General features: G+C 36.4%; 15 protein-coding genes. 12 read left to right on the forward strand and 3 right to left on the reverse strand.

Annotated elements, in window-relative coordinates; all coding sequences use genetic code 11:
• Position 1: 1 nt before the first annotated feature.
• Genes LWE_RS06685 through LWE_RS06695 form a run of 3 tightly spaced genes read right to left on the reverse strand, consistent with a single transcriptional unit; the run spans position 2 to position 2,853 of the window.
• A complete protein-coding gene (locus tag LWE_RS06685) occupies positions 2 to 1,306 on the reverse strand; it encodes a DUF3440 domain-containing protein (protein WP_011702129.1) in 1,305 nt (434 codons plus the stop codon).
• Positions 1,296 to 2,495: a DEAD/DEAH box helicase gene (locus LWE_RS06690; protein ID WP_011702130.1), complete on the reverse strand. Its 1,200-nt coding sequence runs from the start codon at positions 2,493 to 2,495 to the stop codon at positions 1,296 to 1,298. Before LWE_RS06690 ends, LWE_RS06685 begins: the two co-directional genes overlap by 11 nt.
• Positions 2,479 to 2,853, reverse strand: coding sequence for a hypothetical protein (locus LWE_RS06695; protein ID WP_011702131.1), 375 nt, complete (start codon positions 2,851 to 2,853; stop codon positions 2,479 to 2,481). The genes LWE_RS06690 and LWE_RS06695 overlap by 17 nt, the downstream gene beginning before the upstream one ends.
• A 271-nt stretch (positions 2,854 to 3,124) precedes the next feature.
• Here LWE_RS06695 and pyrH point away from each other — a divergent pair, with 271 nt between their 5' ends.
• The 12 genes from pyrH (at position 3,125) to LWE_RS06755 (ending at position 17,207) form a co-directional block, all read left to right on the forward strand.
• Positions 3,125 to 3,853 carry a UMP kinase gene (gene pyrH / locus LWE_RS06700; protein ID WP_003723449.1) on the forward strand — a complete coding sequence of 243 codons (729 nt, stop codon included), beginning with the start codon at positions 3,125 to 3,127 and terminating at the stop codon, positions 3,851 to 3,853.
• Positions 3,853 to 4,410 (forward strand): ribosome recycling factor, encoded by a 558-nt coding sequence (gene frr / locus LWE_RS06705; protein ID WP_011702132.1) that lies wholly within the window; start codon positions 3,853 to 3,855, stop codon positions 4,408 to 4,410. Before pyrH ends, frr begins: the two co-directional genes overlap by 1 nt.
• Before the next feature lie 229 nt (positions 4,411 to 4,639).
• On the forward strand, positions 4,640 to 5,398 hold the full coding sequence (locus tag LWE_RS06710; RefSeq protein ID WP_011702133.1) for an isoprenyl transferase: 759 nt from the start codon (positions 4,640 to 4,642) through the stop codon (positions 5,396 to 5,398).
• A gap of 13 nt (positions 5,399 to 5,411) precedes the next feature.
• Complete coding sequence (locus tag LWE_RS06715; protein ID WP_011702134.1) at positions 5,412 to 6,200, forward strand: phosphatidate cytidylyltransferase; 789 nt, start codon at positions 5,412 to 5,414, stop codon at positions 6,198 to 6,200.
• A 14-nt stretch (positions 6,201 to 6,214) separates the two neighbouring features.
• Positions 6,215 to 7,357 (forward strand): 1-deoxy-D-xylulose-5-phosphate reductoisomerase, encoded by a 1,143-nt coding sequence (locus LWE_RS06720; RefSeq protein WP_011702135.1) that lies wholly within the window; start codon positions 6,215 to 6,217, stop codon positions 7,355 to 7,357.
• Positions 7,358 to 7,370: 13 nt separating this feature from the next.
• On the forward strand, positions 7,371 to 8,633 hold the full coding sequence (gene rseP / locus LWE_RS06725) for an RIP metalloprotease RseP (protein ID WP_011702136.1): 1,263 nt from the start codon (positions 7,371 to 7,373) through the stop codon (positions 8,631 to 8,633).
• Positions 8,634 to 8,672: 39 nt separating this feature from the next.
• Complete coding sequence (locus LWE_RS06730; RefSeq protein ID WP_011702137.1) at positions 8,673 to 10,379, forward strand: proline--tRNA ligase; 1,707 nt, start codon at positions 8,673 to 8,675, stop codon at positions 10,377 to 10,379.
• 105 nt (positions 10,380 to 10,484) lie between these two features.
• Positions 10,485 to 14,819, forward strand: a complete 4,335-nt coding sequence (locus LWE_RS06735) for a PolC-type DNA polymerase III (RefSeq protein WP_011702138.1) — start codon at positions 10,485 to 10,487, stop codon at positions 14,817 to 14,819.
• Between the two features lie 181 nt (positions 14,820 to 15,000).
• Positions 15,001 to 15,468, forward strand: coding sequence for a ribosome maturation factor RimP (gene rimP / locus LWE_RS06740; protein ID WP_011702139.1), 468 nt, complete (start codon positions 15,001 to 15,003; stop codon positions 15,466 to 15,468).
• A 29-nt stretch (positions 15,469 to 15,497) separates the two neighbouring features.
• Positions 15,498 to 16,616, forward strand: a complete 1,119-nt coding sequence (nusA, locus tag LWE_RS06745) for a transcription termination factor NusA (protein ID WP_011702140.1) — start codon at positions 15,498 to 15,500, stop codon at positions 16,614 to 16,616.
• Between the two features lie 14 nt (positions 16,617 to 16,630).
• Positions 16,631 to 16,915: an RNase P modulator RnpM gene (gene rnpM, locus LWE_RS06750; RefSeq protein ID WP_011702141.1), complete on the forward strand. Its 285-nt coding sequence runs from the start codon at positions 16,631 to 16,633 to the stop codon at positions 16,913 to 16,915.
• Positions 16,908 to 17,207: a YlxQ family RNA-binding protein gene (locus LWE_RS06755; RefSeq protein ID WP_003722455.1), complete on the forward strand. Its 300-nt coding sequence runs from the start codon at positions 16,908 to 16,910 to the stop codon at positions 17,205 to 17,207. Before rnpM ends, LWE_RS06755 begins: the two co-directional genes overlap by 8 nt.
• The last annotated feature ends 6 nt before the right edge of the window (positions 17,208 to 17,213 follow it).

The following is a 17,213-nucleotide window of genomic DNA, read 5'->3' on the forward strand; positions in this document are numbered from 1 at the left end:
CTCATAAAATATTATTATATTTTTCTAGTGCATTTTTTCTTTTCTCTAATTCTAATTTTGTTTGACCAAATCCCATGTATTTACAAGAATAATCATTTTTTAAAATAGCAATGCACATACGTTTATAGGTAGGAACACTGGAAAATTCTTTTATTTTTAAATCATCTGGATATTCTTTGAAACGAACAACTTCCATGGGATTAGTATAGGTACGATTGTTATTTGGTTTGCCAAGGAAGTCAGCTTGTACATGTAAATCCTTTAATTCTTGGACAGTTTCTACTTTTAAAGCACCGCCTTTTTCAGTCCAGTAAGAGATACTCGTTTTAAATTTTTTTAAATAACGCTCTCTGGTGTATGGAGGCAAAGTTGTGAGCAAAAATTCTAAATAGGATTTCCATGTATGATTTTCTGGGAGTTTGATATCTTTCCAAGCCATTGCAGAAGTTCCTCCATAAATAGCTGTAAAATTGGCGCCATTAACTCGGCCTACCAATTTAGACCAAAGTGCTGGTTCAATGACACGATATAATTTAAGACTTTCTGTTGCGGAATCATTGAAAGGACTTGCTACGCGCATATCATTTACAGACAAGCCGGCATGATAAAATAAATCGTAAATTTTATTATAAGACCAATTAAATTTGGCATTGGCGATCCAAATATCATCCACTAACCAATCGTGAATAGGGTATGCGTTATAGATGTTTTTGGAAAGTTCCGTAGTCCAATTATAGTTTTTATACATGCGTTCTTTTTTATGTATGGCATTATAACGATTGAGGGATTCTTGTTGACGAATGCCGATTAAAGATATCGTCTTTTTAGCGTTGTTTCTAGTATGTAACCAGTTAATCATTTTTCTATTAAATTCATAGTCCCATATACCATGAAAATCAAAATCAAACGGGGCATTTTTTTCATTAATTACAGAAGGAAATGTTGGCATCTCTCTTACCCATATGGCTTGTTTTGATTTCTCCCAAGGAATCCAGTGGTCAGTATACATAGACACAGCTGATTGAGCAGCTATAGGCAAGCAGCACCAGAGTGGTTCGATGATATCTAAATTACTTGTCAAAGTTTCTGTCACAAATTCAGTTGTTGCACTATATTGACCTTCGTAGTCCAGATGATAAACATAGACTTTTTTATGAATATTATTTTGTCGCATATAGTCAATCACAAGTTGAAGCATAACTGCGCTATCTTTGCCCCCGGAGAAGGAGATAATAATATTATCGAACTCGGAGAAAATGACGTCTAATCTCTCTTTTGAAGCCTCTAAAACAGTTTTAGAATGCATCCATAATCACCTCGAAGGAATTTTTTTGTGAAAGTTCTTTTTTAAATTCTTGTAATAGATTGGTTTTTTTAGAAATATTCGTGTCTATAATAGTATCAAGACCCACATTGCCACTCAAATCATGATAATAGCAGTCGCGCATTTGCCCGGTACGATAAATGCGTCGCTCGGATTGATCTCGTTGTGAATAATCAAAAGTTTTATCAAAATAAATTATTTGGTTATACGTTTGCAAGTTAAGTCCATAAGATGATTTAGCAAACGTCGTCACTTTAACATTTGGAAAGGCTTCTTGAAGGGCTTTCTCAGATTGTTTATATTTACAGAAAATAATGGTGGAATGCTCTTTTCCGCTAATTAAAGACTCTGTTATGGTGAATTTTTCTGATGAAAGACAGTAGCAATGTTGCATTACTTGAGACATTTCCAAAAAATTAATATTAATTGTGTATGCGGCTGCTTTTTGGAGATAATCATTTTTTAATTCGTAATATTTTTCTAAAAGCGGCTCATCAATTGTGTAATTGTGTCTAATGTAGTGCCAATCAATCTTTAAATCAAAGGATGAAGAAAAGATAAATGGAGTAATTAATTTATATAGATAACTTAAATTATGATATTTTTTGATGATATCCATGGTTTGTTTATTATTTTCGGTTAATTGTGTAATTGTGACATATTCGCAAAATGTTTTTTTGAACTGTGAAAATGTTAAATTTAAAATTTGTGGTGATAAAAAATCTAATTGCGACCATAAATCTAAAATATTACGACTGAGAGGGGTGCCGTTCATAATTAATTTATAATCGGCGAGTCGAGCTAACTTTATGGCACGTTGCGTTCGCAAAGCTTGTTTATTTTTTATCTTAAGACTTTCATCCATAATGATATAGCTTTTTGTTGCTTTTTTTAATTTTTCTCGGCAGTCTAGATATAGGCGATCTGAATTAGACAGGGATTCAATGCCGATTATTTCTTGCGGGAAATCATAATTCCATTTGATAATTTCATTGGCTAAATTTTCTTTTGTTTGAAAGGGAACTAGCCAAAGGACATAATCTGGATTAACATCTTTAATTAATTCGCAGGCTACTCTTGTTTTACCAGAACCAGGTTTCATAAATAAAGCGCCAACTTTGTATTTTTTTAATTTTTCTATAGCTTGTTTTTGGTTATCGAATAAGGTCATTTGCTATGCTCACATCTTTTTCCATTTTTTTAGGGATATGCGTTCGAACACTAATGATACTGTTGTTAACTTTTTTTGTTTGAAAAGTCTGCATAATTTTATCATTATCTTTTTGAAATAAAGCTATCATTTTCACGACATCAATTTGTGTTTTTTCAGTATGCTTTTTTAACTGAAATTTCCAATTATCTGGAAAATAAAAATAACTAAAGTTTGTCGAAATAGTAAACACCATTTTTTTAGGTAATAAGAAAAAATAACCTGCAAACTCATTATCAGAGGGCATTTCTATTATGGCTTGGTTATCCCATTGTTCAATTTGTTCATTATATATGTATATTTTATGCCACGTAGCCATGTAAAATGGTCCTCCTGTGTGTTTTGTCGTTTTAGTTCAAAATACACTTATTTATTTGTTTATTTTATCACAAAAAACACCGATATAGGTTATAAACTGTCTTAATTAGAAAAAAATGCAATAAAAAATAAAAGTAAGTTTTCTTCGTTTTAAATGTTTTTTCATTTTTTGATAGAAAACACTTTTGTAATAGCCAGCTTTTTAGTAGAATAGATAATGGTGGATGGAAAACTTTTCTATCTATGAATAGAATATGAAATTGGAGGCTATTATGGATACCCCAGATTATAAACGAGTTGTATTAAAATTAAGCGGTGAAGCTCTTGCCGGAAATGATGGCTTTGGAATTAACCCGAGCGTGGTCAATTTGATTTCTGCTCAAATTAAAGAAGTAGTAGAATTAGGAGTAGAGGTAGCTATCGTTGTTGGCGGCGGAAATATTTGGCGCGGCAAACTTGGTAGTGAAATGGGAATGGACCGTGCAGCAGCAGATCAAATGGGTATGCTTGCAACCATCATGAATTCTTTATCATTACAAGACTCCCTTGAAAATATCGGAGTTGCAACACGAGTACAAACGTCCATTGATATGCGACAAATTGCGGAACCATATATTCGTCGTAAAGCGATTCGTCACCTTGAAAAAGGTCGTGTTGTCATTTTTGCAGGTGGGACAGGTAATCCATACTTCTCCACAGATACAGCAGCAGCACTGAGAGCAGCTGAAATCGAAGCAGATGTTATTTTAATGGCGAAAAACAATGTAGATGGTGTCTACAATGCCGATCCGAAACTTGATGAAAATGCGAAAAAATACGAAGAGTTATCTTATCTTGATGTAATTAAAGAAGGGCTAGAGGTTATGGATACAACAGCATCCTCACTAAGTATGGACAATGACATTCCATTAATCGTCTTCTCGTTTACAGAACAAGGCAATAATATTAAACGTGTTATTTTAGGAGAAAAAATTGGAACTACTGTTAGGGGGAAAAAATAATGAGTAAAGAAGTATTAACTAAATCCAAAGAAAAAATGGACAAAGCAGAACAAGCATTAACTAGACAATTAGGTACAATTCGTGCTGGACGTGCGAATGCATCACTACTTGATCGTTTATCTGTAGACTATTACGGAGCGCCTACACCAGTTAATCAAATGGCTTCTATTAGTGTGCCGGAAGCTAGAATGTTGCTTATTACACCTTATGATAAAACTGTTTTAGGTGAAATTGAAAAAGCAATTTTGAAATCTGATTTGGGATTAACACCAAATAATGATGGATCTGTACTACGTTTATCTATTCCACAATTAACGGAAGAACGTCGTAAAGAACTAGTAAAAGAAGTGAAAAAAGAAGCAGAAGAAGCGAAAGTAGCTGTTCGTAATATTCGTCGTGAAGCAAACGAAGAACTGAAAAAATTAGAAAAAAATGGCGATATTACAGAAGATGATTTGCGTTCTTATGGGGAAGACGTTCAAAAATTAACGGATGAAAGCATCAAGAACATTGATAACATCACGAAAGACAAAGAAGCGGAAATCTTAGAAGTTTAATTGGTACTTTTCAAATAGTAACAAATAAGGTTAATAACCTTTTAAGTTGAAATGACATTCCTAATTCTTTCCATATGTGTTGGGTTAGGAATGTTTTTTAATGGGCAATTCCATCTCTCTCATGAAAATCTCATGTGTTCACATGGAATTTTTAGTACATTAATTGATTCTTTTTTGTTATTATAGGTATAGACATGCTCTAAGAAGTGTATCAATTGGAGGATTTATGATGTTTAAAAAGCTATTTCGACAAGATGAAAATATATTAAATAGTGAACTTGCAGAAGATTTGCCTATTCCAAGTCACGTTGCTATTATTATGGATGGAAATGGAAGATGGGCAAAAAAACGTTTCTTACCAAGAATTGCAGGACATAAAGAAGGTATGGATGTAGTCAAGCGTGTTACACGTTATGCGAGTGCGATTGGTATTGATGTATTAACGCTTTATGCATTTTCAACTGAAAACTGGAAGCGACCTACAGATGAAGTGGATTTTTTAATGAAACTACCTGTAGAATTTTTTGACTCATTTGTACCAGAGTTGATTGAAGAAAATGTTCGAGTTAACGTAATGGGTTACAGAGAAAATCTACCCGAACACACAATGCGAGCTGTAGAAAAAGCTATAGCTGATACGTCTCACTGCACAGGACTGACACTTAACTTTGCACTTAACTATGGCGGTCGGTCGGAAATCATAACTGCTGCAAAAGAAGCCATGAAAGAATTAGCTTTAGAAGGTAAGTCATCTGAGGATTTAACGGAAGAAATTTTAAATAACCATTTAATGAGTAGTGGTCTTGGAGATCCTGATTTACTCATTCGAACTAGTGGCGAACTAAGATTAAGTAATTTTATGCTATGGCAATTAGCTTATAGTGAATTTTATTTTACAGAAACACATTGGCCTGATTTTTCAAAAGAAGATTTTTTACAAGCGATTATTGAGTATCAAAACCGAACGCGTCGCTTTGGAGGGCTCTAGGGAGGAAAGAAGATTGAAAACGAGAATTATTACTGCAGTTGTTGCGCTTATATTTTTCATTCCGTTTGTTGTTTATGGAGGAATTCCGTTTGAATTATTAAGTATTTTACTAGCAACGATTGCGCTTTATGAAGTGCTTATAATGACAAAACAACGAATTTTTTCGATGAATGGAATTGTGACCTTATTATTGATGTGGTTAGTTGTCGTACCGGATAGATATTTAGATTTTTTAAATAATCTGCATATTACTGAAATGGAAATTATTTTTATTTTAATGGCGTTATTACTTGCTAATACGGTATTTTCGCGAAATAAATTCCATTTTGATCAAGTGGGTATAAGTATGGTTGCTGCTTTTTATACAGGATTCGGCTTCCATTATTTGGCATTAACTCGAGAAGCGGGATTAATGTATGTACTTTTCGCTTTGTTTATTGTATGGTCAACAGATACAGGGGCATATTTTATTGGAAAAGCAATCGGAAAACACAAACTAGCACCAAATGTTAGCCCAAATAAAACGATTGAAGGATTTATTGGGGGCATCGTATGTGCGCTTGTGATTGCAGGAGGCTTCTATTATTTTGTTGATTTACCTGGAAATATTGTATGGATATTAGCACTTTTAGTATTTTTATCTATCTTTGGTCAGCTTGGGGATTTGGTCGAGTCAGCTTTAAAACGTTTTTACGGTGTAAAAGATTCTGGGAAAATTTTACCTGGTCATGGTGGGATTTTAGACCGTTTTGACAGTCTGCTATTCGTATTGCCGCTACTACATATACTTCAAATTATTTAATTGGAGATGGGATAATGAAAAAAATTATTTTACTTGGCGCAACAGGTTCTATCGGAACGCAAACTTTAGCAATTATTCGAGAAAATCCGGAAAAATTTCAACTCGTTGCTCTTAGCTTTGGACGTAATATGGAACGAGGTCGAGCAATTATTCAGGAATTTAAGCCGAAAATGGTTGCTGTTTGGCATACAAGAGATCGTATTACGCTTGAGTCCGAATTTCCTAATGTGAAATTTTTTAATGGTTTAGAAGGTCTACGAGAAGTAGCGACCTATTTAGATGGAGATGTGTTATTAAATGCAGTAATGGGAAGTGTTGGCTTATTACCAACTTTAGACGCTATCGAAGCTGGGAAGTCCATTGCTATTGCTAATAAAGAAACACTTGTTACTGCTGGGCATATTGTAATGCGAGCTGCTCGTGAGAAAAATATTTCATTACTACCTGTTGATAGTGAACATTCTGCTATTTTACAAGCATTAAACGGTGAAAATCCGGAACGAATAGAAAAATTAGTTCTTACAGCGAGTGGCGGAAGTTTTCGAGACAAAACTCGGGGAGAATTGAGTGAAGTAACTGTTAAGGAAGCCTTAAAACATCCGAACTGGAATATGGGAAATAAATTAACTATTGACTCGGCGACGATGTTTAATAAAGGCTTGGAAGTGATGGAAGCTCACTGGTTGTTTGGTGTGGATTATGATGACATTGAAGTGGTCATCCAACGGGAGAGTATAGTGCATTCTATGGTTCAATTCGTTGATGGCAGCTTTATTGCACAACTGGGCACCCCGGATATGCGGATGCCGATTCAATATGCGTTAACATATCCTGACAGACTCTTTATTCCTTACGAAAAAAACTTCCGGATTACTGACTTTTCAGCACTCCATTTTGAAAAAGTGGATTATGAGAGATTTCCGGCATTGAAACTCGCGTATAATGCTGGTAAAATAGGTGGAACAATGCCAACAGTTTTGAATGCGGCGAATGAAATTGCTGTAGCTGGATTTTTGAATGGACAAGTTGCTTTTTATAATATTGAAGCGCTTGTTGAAAATGCACTGAACCGTCATACTAGTATTTCTGAGCCTGACTTGGATACGATTTTACAAGTCGATCAAGAAACACGCGCGTATGTAAAGACACTTTTATAGAGGTGAAACTATTTTGACAACTATTATTGCTTTTATTTTCGTATTCGGTCTGATTGTATTTTTCCATGAACTAGGACATTTTCTTTTTGCAAAACGTGCTGGCATTATGGTAAAAGATTTTTCAATTGGATTTGGACCGAAAATCTTCGCTTATCGAAAAAAAGAAACACAGTACACGATTCGCTTACTACCAATTGGTGGATATGTTCGTATGGCTGGAGAAGATGGCGAGGAAATTGAGCTAAAACCCGGCTATCGTGTGGGGCTAGAATTAACTCCAGAAGAAACCGTGAGCAAGATTATTGTTAACGGCAAAGACCAATATGTCAATGCACAACCTATCGAGGTATCGCTTTGTGATTTAGAGAAAGAGTTGTTCATTGAAGGTTATGAAGATTATGATGATACAAAAAAAGTGCGTTATCAAGTAGAACGTAATGCGCTTGTGATAGATGGTAAAATCGAAACTATGATAACTCCATATGATCGTTCTTTTAATGCGAAATCATTAGGGAATCGAGCAATGACAATTTTTGCTGGGCCACTTTTTAACTTTATTTTGGCTATTTTAATTTTTACTGCACTAGCTTTTGTTCAGGGCGGAGTACCAAGCACTGATAATACGCTTGGGAATGTTTTACCAGACGGAGCTGCTGCACAAGCTGGTCTTGAAAAAGGAGACGAGGTTCTTTCCATCAACGGAAAAGAAACGAAATCGTGGACAAATATTGTTCAAAGTGTTTCCGAAAATCCGGGAAAAACACTTGATTTCAAAATCGAGCGTGACGGTAAAACACAAGATATTAATGTAAAACCGGAAACGCAAAAAGAAAATGGCAAAGAAGTTGGGAAAATTGGAGTAGAAACACCGATGGATACTTCATTTGCTGCTAAAATAACTAACGGATTTACGCAGACCTGGAATTGGATTGTTCAAATATTTACGATTTTAGGTAACATGGTTACAGGTGGATTTTCACTAGATATGCTAAATGGTCCTGTTGGTATTTATACTAGTACACAACAAGTTGTTCAATATGGTTTTATGACGGTTCTAAACTGGACTGCTGTTTTAAGTATTAACTTAGGAATTGTAAACTTGCTACCGCTACCAGCACTTGATGGTGGGCGTTTGATGTTCTTCTTATATGAACTCGTTCGCGGTAAACCAATTGATCCTAAAAAAGAAGGTATTATCCATTTTGCTGGATTTGCGCTTTTAATGGTTCTAATGATTCTTGTGACATGGAACGATATTCAACGAGCATTTTTCTAAAACAGAAAGACTAATAAAGGGAAAAAAGGGGTGTTTTAAATGCGTCAAACGATGACATTTATACCAACATTAAAAGAAGTTCCGGCGGATGCGGAAGTAAAGAGCCACCAATTACTTTTACGCGCTGGTTTTATAAGACAGACTGCGAGTGGGATTTACAGTTATTTACCACTTGCTACACTGATGTTACGAAAAATCGAAGCAATCATACGTGAAGAGTTGGAAGCAATAGGAGCAGCAGAATTACTTTTACCAGCACTTCAACCAGCTGAACTATGGCAAGAGTCTGGTCGTTGGAATGATTATGGTCCAGAATTAATGCGCCTAAAAGACCGCGCTTCTCGTGATTTTGCGCTTGGACCAACACATGAAGAAGTTATTACGGCACTTTTACGTGATGAAGTAAAATCATATAAACGTTTACCATTAACTTTGTATCAAATCCAAACAAAATTCCGTGATGAAAAACGTCCGCGCTTCGGTTTACTACGTGGTCGTGAATTCATTATGAAAGATGCTTATTCTTTCCATGCTACTAGCGAAAGTTTGGATGAAGTTTACAAGTTAATGCACCAAGCTTATTCTAATATTTTTACTCGGTGCGGCCTTGAATTCCGTTCTGTTATTGCGGACTCCGGATCTATCGGCGGAAATGAATCAAAAGAATTTATGGCATTATCTGAAATTGGTGAAGATACAATTGCTTATAGTGATGCTTCTGATTACGCAGCAAACACTGAAATGGCACCAGTTTTATATATGGAGAAAAAATCTCATGAACTTGAGAAAGAGTTAGAAAAAGTAGCAACTGCCAATCAAAAATTCATTGCTGATATTGTTGAGTTTTTAGAAGTACCAATTGAAAAAACGATTAAATCAATGCTTTACCAAGTAGACGAAGAAGTAATTATGGTATTAGTTCGCGGTGATCATGAAGTGAATGATATCAAAATCAAAAACGCGCTTGATGCAACGAATGTAGAGCTAGTTGATCCAGCTGTTCCAGTGGAAATACTTGGCGCAAACTTTGGTTCCCTCGGTCCAATTGGCGTTCCAGAAAATATTCGTGTATTTGCAGATAATGCAGTAAAAGATATTGCTAATGCGGTTGTTGGTGCAAATGAAGATGGCTACCACTATGTTAATGTGAATCCAAATCGTGATTTTGAAGTTACTAGCTATTTCGATTTACGTATGATTCAAGCTGGTGATTTATCTCCAGATGGTCAAGGTGTCATTAAATTTGCAGAAGGCATCGAGGTTGGTCATATTTTCAAACTTGGCACAAAATACAGTGAAGCGATGAATGCGACAATTTTAGATGAAAACGGTCGTGCACAACCAATTATCATGGGTTGTTACGGAATTGGTGTGTCTCGTATTTTATCCGCCATTGCCGAACAATCAAATGATGAAAATGGCCTAGTATGGGATAAGCAAATTAGCCCATTTGATTTACATTTAATTCCTGTTAATATGAAGAGTGAAGAGCAAGTTGCTTTTGCAGAATCTCTATATGACTCGTTGCAAAAAGCAGGATTTAGCGTATTAATTGATGATCGCGCTGAACGTGCGGGTGTTAAATTTGCAGACGCTGATTTAATCGGTTTACCAATTCGCATTACTGTTGGTAAAAAAGCAGCAGAAGGTATCGTGGAAGTGAAAATCAGAAAAACGGGCGAAATGATTGAAGTTCGTCAAGATGAATTACTCAATACATTACCAATTCTTTTTGGAGATAAATAATTTACTGATACATTCGTGCCAGATGAAACTCCACTCGTTCCATAAAAAACGAGTCATGAGGGACATCTGGCTTTTATAAATTCAGATAAAGGGGTGTTATTCGGAATGACTGCAAAAGAGGAAGAAAAACAAGAACGATTTCAGCTGTTAATGACACAAATTGGCTTACAAGACGTAACTACCTACGAAGAATTCACAAAAGATGCTAAAATCGAAAAGTTAATTGCCGATAAAAAAAATAAAACTTGGCAATTTCATTTGCATGTACCGCAAATCTTTCCAGCTCCACTTTTCCATATGATGGATGTTGGAATGAAGCGTGCTTTTAGTCAAATTGCTGAAACAGAAATGCAAATAGTTCCGGAAAATCAGACAATCAATGAAACTCTTATTCAAGAATACTGGAATTTAATCGTAGAGCCAATTGGAAAGCAGTCGCCGATGATTGGAAAACTCCTTATGGAACAAAAACCTACTTTCAAAGAACCTCATTTTATTGAAGTGGCAGTCCATAATGATATGGAAGAAGCCACTATTCAGCAACGTTTTCAAGCGAAAATTATCGAAAACTATGGAAAAGCCGGATTCCCAAGACTAGCAATGAAAATGCATATGCTTGATCAATCAGAATCCGATGAATATAAAGCTTTTGCTCAAGCGAAACAAGAAGAGGATCAGAAAAAAGCCGCAGAAGCTGTTCAAGTAATGCAAAAACGTCAAGCTGAAGGACAAAATGGTAATTCGAGTGCAGCGCCATTATCTGGACCTTTCCAAATCGGCTATAAAATTAAGGACGACGAAGAAATTAAACGTCTTGGTGATGTTTATGATGAAGAACGACGTATTACAGTTCAAGGACTAATTTTCGCAACTGAAATTAGAGAACTTCGTAGTGGCCGTAGTTTATTACAATTTAAAATTACTGATTATACAAGCTCAATGATTATAAAAATGTTTTCTCGTGATAATGAAGATGCAGCCATGTTCCAGAATCTGAAAAAAGGAATGTGGGTGAAAGTGCGAGGAAGTGTACAAAATGACACTTTTGTGCGCGATTTGATAATGATGGCTCAAGATATCAATGAAATTGCAGGAGTAAAACGTCTTGATACCGCTGAAGAAAAGCGGGCAGAACTTCATCTTCATTCACCTATGAGCCAAATGGATGCAACTTCTTCGGTGGATTCTTTATTTAAACAAGCAGCTGATTGGGGACATAAAGCCATTGCAATTACTGATCACTCTGTAGCTCAGTCTTTCCCGGAAGCTTATGGTGCAGGACAAAAATATGGCTTAAAAGTTATTTTTGGTATTGAAGCAAATCTTATTGATGACGGTGTTCCAATTGCTTATAACGATCAACATATTGGCTTACAAGATGCAACTTATTGCGTGTTTGACGTAGAAACAACGGGTCTATCAGCTGTCTATGACACTATTATTGAACTTGCCGGCGTAAAAATGAAAAATGGAGAAATCATTGACAAATTTGAAGCATTTATTGATCCAGGTCATCCGCTTTCTGCCACTACTATCAATCTAACAGGTATTACAGACGATATGGTAAAAGGCTCAGATCCAATTGATGTAGTGCTAAAACGATTCAAGGAATGGAGTGGCGATGATATTCTCGTTGCCCACAACGCTTCTTTTGATATGGGCTTTATTAATACTGCTTATGAAAAAGTTGGACTAGAAAAAGCAGATAATGCAGTTGTCGATACACTCGAATTAGCTCGTTTCCTTTATCCACATTTTAAAAATCACCGTTTAAATACATTAACAAAGAAATTCAATATTATTCTTGAGCAGCATCACCGGGCTGTTTTTGATGCTGAAGCAACAGCGTATTTGGCTTGGAAACTAATTAAAGATGCAAAAGAAATGCACGATATTAATTTTCATGATTCTTTAAATGACTACATGGGTGAAGGCGATGCTTATAAACGCGCAAGACCATTCCACGCAACGATTTATGCACAAACAGACGTTGGCTTGAAAAATCTATTCAAATTAATCACAATGTCAAATATCAATTACTTCTACCGTGTACCAAGAATTCCACGTTCGCAACTAAAAAAACTGCGAGAAGGCTTAATTGTTGGAACAGCCTGTAGTCAAGGGGAATTATTTGAAGCGATGATGCAAAAAGGAATGCAAGCTGCTGAAAAAGTAGTCGAATTCTATGACTTCATTGAAATTCAACCGAAGCCAGTATATGCGCCTTTAATTGAGCGGGAACTTGTTCGTGATGAAAAAGCACTGGAAGAAATTTTGAAAAACATTGTTCGTGTGGGTGAAAAAGCTGGAAAACCAGTCGTAGCAACAGGTAACGTTCATTACAAAGACCCAGTTGATAAAATCTATCGTAAAATCTTGATTCATTCGCAAGGTGGGGCAAATCCACTCAATCGCGCAGAATTACCAGATGTTCATTTCCGTTCGACTGATGAAATGCTAAAAGAATTTGCCTTTCTAGGAGAAGAAAAAGCCAAAGAAGTCGTTGTCACAAATTCAAATCTAGTTGTGGATTGGATGGAAGAATTAAAACCAATCAAAGATGAACTTTATACGCCAAAAATTGATGGTGCGGAAGACGAAGTTCGTAATATGAGTTATGATATGGCACATCAATTGTATGGTGAAAATTTACCTGAAATCGTGGAAGCTAGATTAGAAAAAGAACTAAAAAGTATTATTGGTCACGGTTTTGCGGTTATTTATCTTATTTCTCATAAACTCGTTAAGAAATCCCTTGTAGATGGTTATCTCGTTGGTTCACGGGGATCTGTTGGTTCTTCATTCGTTGCAACAATGACGGAAATTACCGAAGTAAATCCATTACCACCACATTACCTTTGTCCAAATTGTAAGGATTCGGAGTTCTTTGATGATGGTTCTGTTGGTTCTGGATTTGACTTGCCGGACAAAGAATGCCCGCACTGCGGAACGGCTTACCAAAAAGAAGGACAAGATATTCCTTTCGAAACTTTCTTAGGATTTAAAGGGGATAAAGTACCCGATATCGATTTAAACTTTTCTGGTGATTATCAACCAGTAGCCCATGCTTATACAAAAGAAATTTTTGGAGAAGATTACGTTTTCCGAGCAGGAACTATTGGTACTGTTGCCGAGAAAACAGCATTCGGTTATGTTCGTAATTATGAACGTGATATGAATATGACTATTCGTGGAGCTGAAATTGACCGACTTGTTGCTGGTTGTACAGGTGTTAAACGGACAACCGGTCAACATCCAGGTGGTATTATTGTTATTCCGGATTACATGGATGTTTACGATTTTACGCCAGTACAATTTCCGGCAGATGCAACTGATTCAGAATGGAAAACAACGCATTTTGATTTCCACTCCATTCATGATAATGTGCTTAAACTTGATATACTTGGACACGATGATCCGACCGCTATTCGGATGTTACAGGATTTAAGCGGTATTGATCCAAAAACAATCCCAACAGATGATCCAGATGTGATGAAACTATTTGGTTCTACGGAGTCACTTGGAGTTAAACCAGCTGATATTGATTCCAAAACAGGGACACTTGGAATTCCAGAATTTGGAACCCGTTTTGTCCGTCAGATGTTAGAACAAACTAAACCGACGACATTCTCAGAGCTAGTTCAGATTTCTGGTCTTTCTCATGGGACGGATGTTTGGCTTGGTAACGCCGAAGAACTTATTAAGAATAAAACATGTGAACTGCCTGATGTTATTGGTTGTCGGGATGATATTATGGTATTCCTAATTTATCAAGGTCTAGAAAGTTCGTTAGCTTTTAAAATTATGGAATCCGTTCGTAAGGGGAAAGGCTTAACAGAAGAGATGGAAGAAGCGATGATGGCGAATAAAGTGCCGCTTTGGTACATTGAATCATGTAAAAAAATTAAGTACATGTTCCCGAAAGCCCATGCTGCAGCTTACGTTTTAATGGCTGTACGAATTGCTTATTTCAAAGTACATTATCCACTATACTTTTATGCGACTTATTTCACCGTTCGTGCCGACGATTTTGATTTAACATCGATGGTAAACGGAAAAGAAGCCGTAAAAGCAACGATGAAAGAAGTAAACGATAAAGGGATGGAAGCATCGACAAAAGAAAAAAACTTATTAACTGTTTTAGAAATTGCGAACGAAATGCTTGCTCGTGGCTTTCATTTCCAAAAAGTCGATTTGTATAAATCTTCAGCAGATGAGTTTATTATTGATGGAGATTCGCTTATTCCGCCATTTAATGCAATTCCTAGTCTTGGAACTAACGTAGCGAAGCAAATTGTTGCTGCTCGTGAAAATGGGGAATTTTTATCCAAAGAGGACTTACAACAACGTGGAAAAGTATCCAAAACGATTATTCAATATATGGATGATCAAGGATGCTTGGAAGGATTGCCTGATCAAAATCAACTTTCCCTGTTCTAAAAATGGGCAAAACTTGCTTGTAGTCACTATTTGTGATAAACTTATTTAAGAAATACTACGATAACTCAGCCAAGCGTGGGCCAATGCCCACGCTTTCGTTTTGCAAATCTGTCAAAGAGTCACCTGTGGCAGAAGTAGGAGACGAATTAGCTGGAAAAGCGTATCTCTTAAGGAGGCTGAAATGAGTAAAGTACTAGAACAAGTAGAAGCAATTGTTGAGCCAATTACGAATGAACTGCAGTTGGAACTCGTAGACATTGCCTTTGAAAAAGAAGGTCCAAACTGGTTTTTGCGAATTTTTATTGATAAAGATGGTGGCGTAGATATCGATGAATGCGCAGCTGTCAGTGAAAAAGTCAGTGAGAAGATGGATGAATCTGACCCAATTACTCAAAATTATTTTTTGGAGGTTTCATCACCAGGTGCTGAACGTCCACTAAAGAAAGAGCAAGATTTTGAAAATGCGGTAAGTAAATATGTCCATGTAACTTCCTATGAGCCAATTGATGGCCGTAAAATGTGGGAAGGAACGCTTGTTAGCTATGACGGCACAACACTCGTTATTACTATCACGGATAAAACACGCAAAATCACTTGTGAAATTCCTAAAGACAAAGTAGCCAAAGCAAGACTTGCAATTCAATTTTAAAAAGCAAAGAATAAGGAGCTGAATAAAAAATGAGCACAGAATTATTAGATGCTCTTCATGTGTTAGAACATGATAAAGGTATTTCAAGAGAGGTTTTAGTAGAAGCAATTGAAGCTGCTCTTACTTCCGCATATAAAAGAAACTTCAAAGATGCACAAAACGTACGCGTAGATTTAAATATGGAAAACGGTTCTATCCGTGTTTTAGCTAGAAAAGAAGCGGTAGAACAAGTATTTGATTCTCGTCTTGAAATTTCGATGGAAGAAGCGCATAAAATCAATCCAGTTTACAAACCTGGTGATGTGGTAGAGCTTGAAGTAACACCAAAAGATTTCGGCCGTATTGCTGCTCAAACAGCGAAACAAGTTGTGACTCAGCGTGTTCGTGAAGCAGAACGTGGTATTATTTACGATGAGTTTATCGACCGTGAAGATGACATTATGACTGGTATTGTAGAACGCCAAGATTCTCGTTTTATTTATGTAAATCTTGGTAAAATCGAAGCTATTTTGTCTCAAAACGAGCAAATGCCAAATGAAACCTATCATGCACATGATCGCATCAAAGTATATTTAACAAAAGTAGAGAAGACAACAAAAGGACCACAAATCTTTGTATCCCGTACTCACCCTGGATTACTTAAGCGTCTTTTTGAAATGGAAGTACCTGAAATCTATGATGGTGTGGTAGAAATTAAATCCGTTGCACGTGAAGCCGGAGACCGTTCTAAAATCTCTGTTTATACAGCAAACGAAGAAGTCGACCCAGTTGGCGCATGTGTTGGACCAAAAGGCGCACGTGTACAAACCATTGTTAATGAACTTAAAGGTGAAAAAATCGATATCGTTGAATGGTCAGAAGATCCTTTCACATTCGTAGCCAATGCACTTAGCCCTTCCAAAGTGTTAGATGTTATTGTAAACGAAGCAGACCAAGCAACAACTGTCATCGTACCAGATTATCAATTATCACTTGCTATTGGTAAACGTGGTCAAAATGCACGTTTAGCAGCGAAATTAACTGGGTGGAAAATTGATATTAAAAGTGAAACAGTTGCAACTGAACTAGGCATCTATCCTCGTAATGGCATAGAAGCGCCAGAAGTAGAAGAAGCAGAAAGCGAAACTTTGACAGAAGATGAAGAGTAAAAAGGAGAATTATCATGCGTAATAAAAAAATCCCCCTTCGAAAATGTATTATTACCGGTGAACGCTTGCCAAAAGGCGAACTTCTTCGTATTGCGTATTCGAAAGACGGAGCGCTTACGATAGATCCTACAGGCAAGGCACCTGGACGCGGTTTTTACATTGTTAAAAGTGTAGAAGCTTGTGAAAAAGCAAAAAAGAAAAACGCCATTTTTCATCAACTAAAAATGCCAGAACAAGAGTCCTTTTATGATGAGCTAATTGCTTATGTGAAGTCTCTAGAGGAATCGACGAATGGATAAAAAAGCACTTTCCTTATTGGGCCTCGCTAACCGAGCACGTAAAATCACCACTGGTGAAGAATTAGTACTAAAAGCAGTTAGAAATGGGAAAGCAAAAATGGTTCTCATTTCAGAAGATATATCCGAAAAAACCGAGAAAACAATCCGCAACAAGTGTGAATACTATAATGTAGTCGTTAAAAAAGCCGGCACCCGGGAAATGATTGGGGGTGCAATCGGCAAAGACACACGTGCAATAGTTGCAATACTTGATAAAGGGTTTGCTGTTAAATTAGCAGAATTACTCGGTTGAATCTTA

It is taken from the genome of Listeria welshimeri serovar 6b str. SLCC5334, from assembly GCF_000060285.1.
GTDB classification, from domain to species: domain Bacteria; phylum Bacillota; class Bacilli; order Lactobacillales; family Listeriaceae; genus Listeria; species Listeria welshimeri.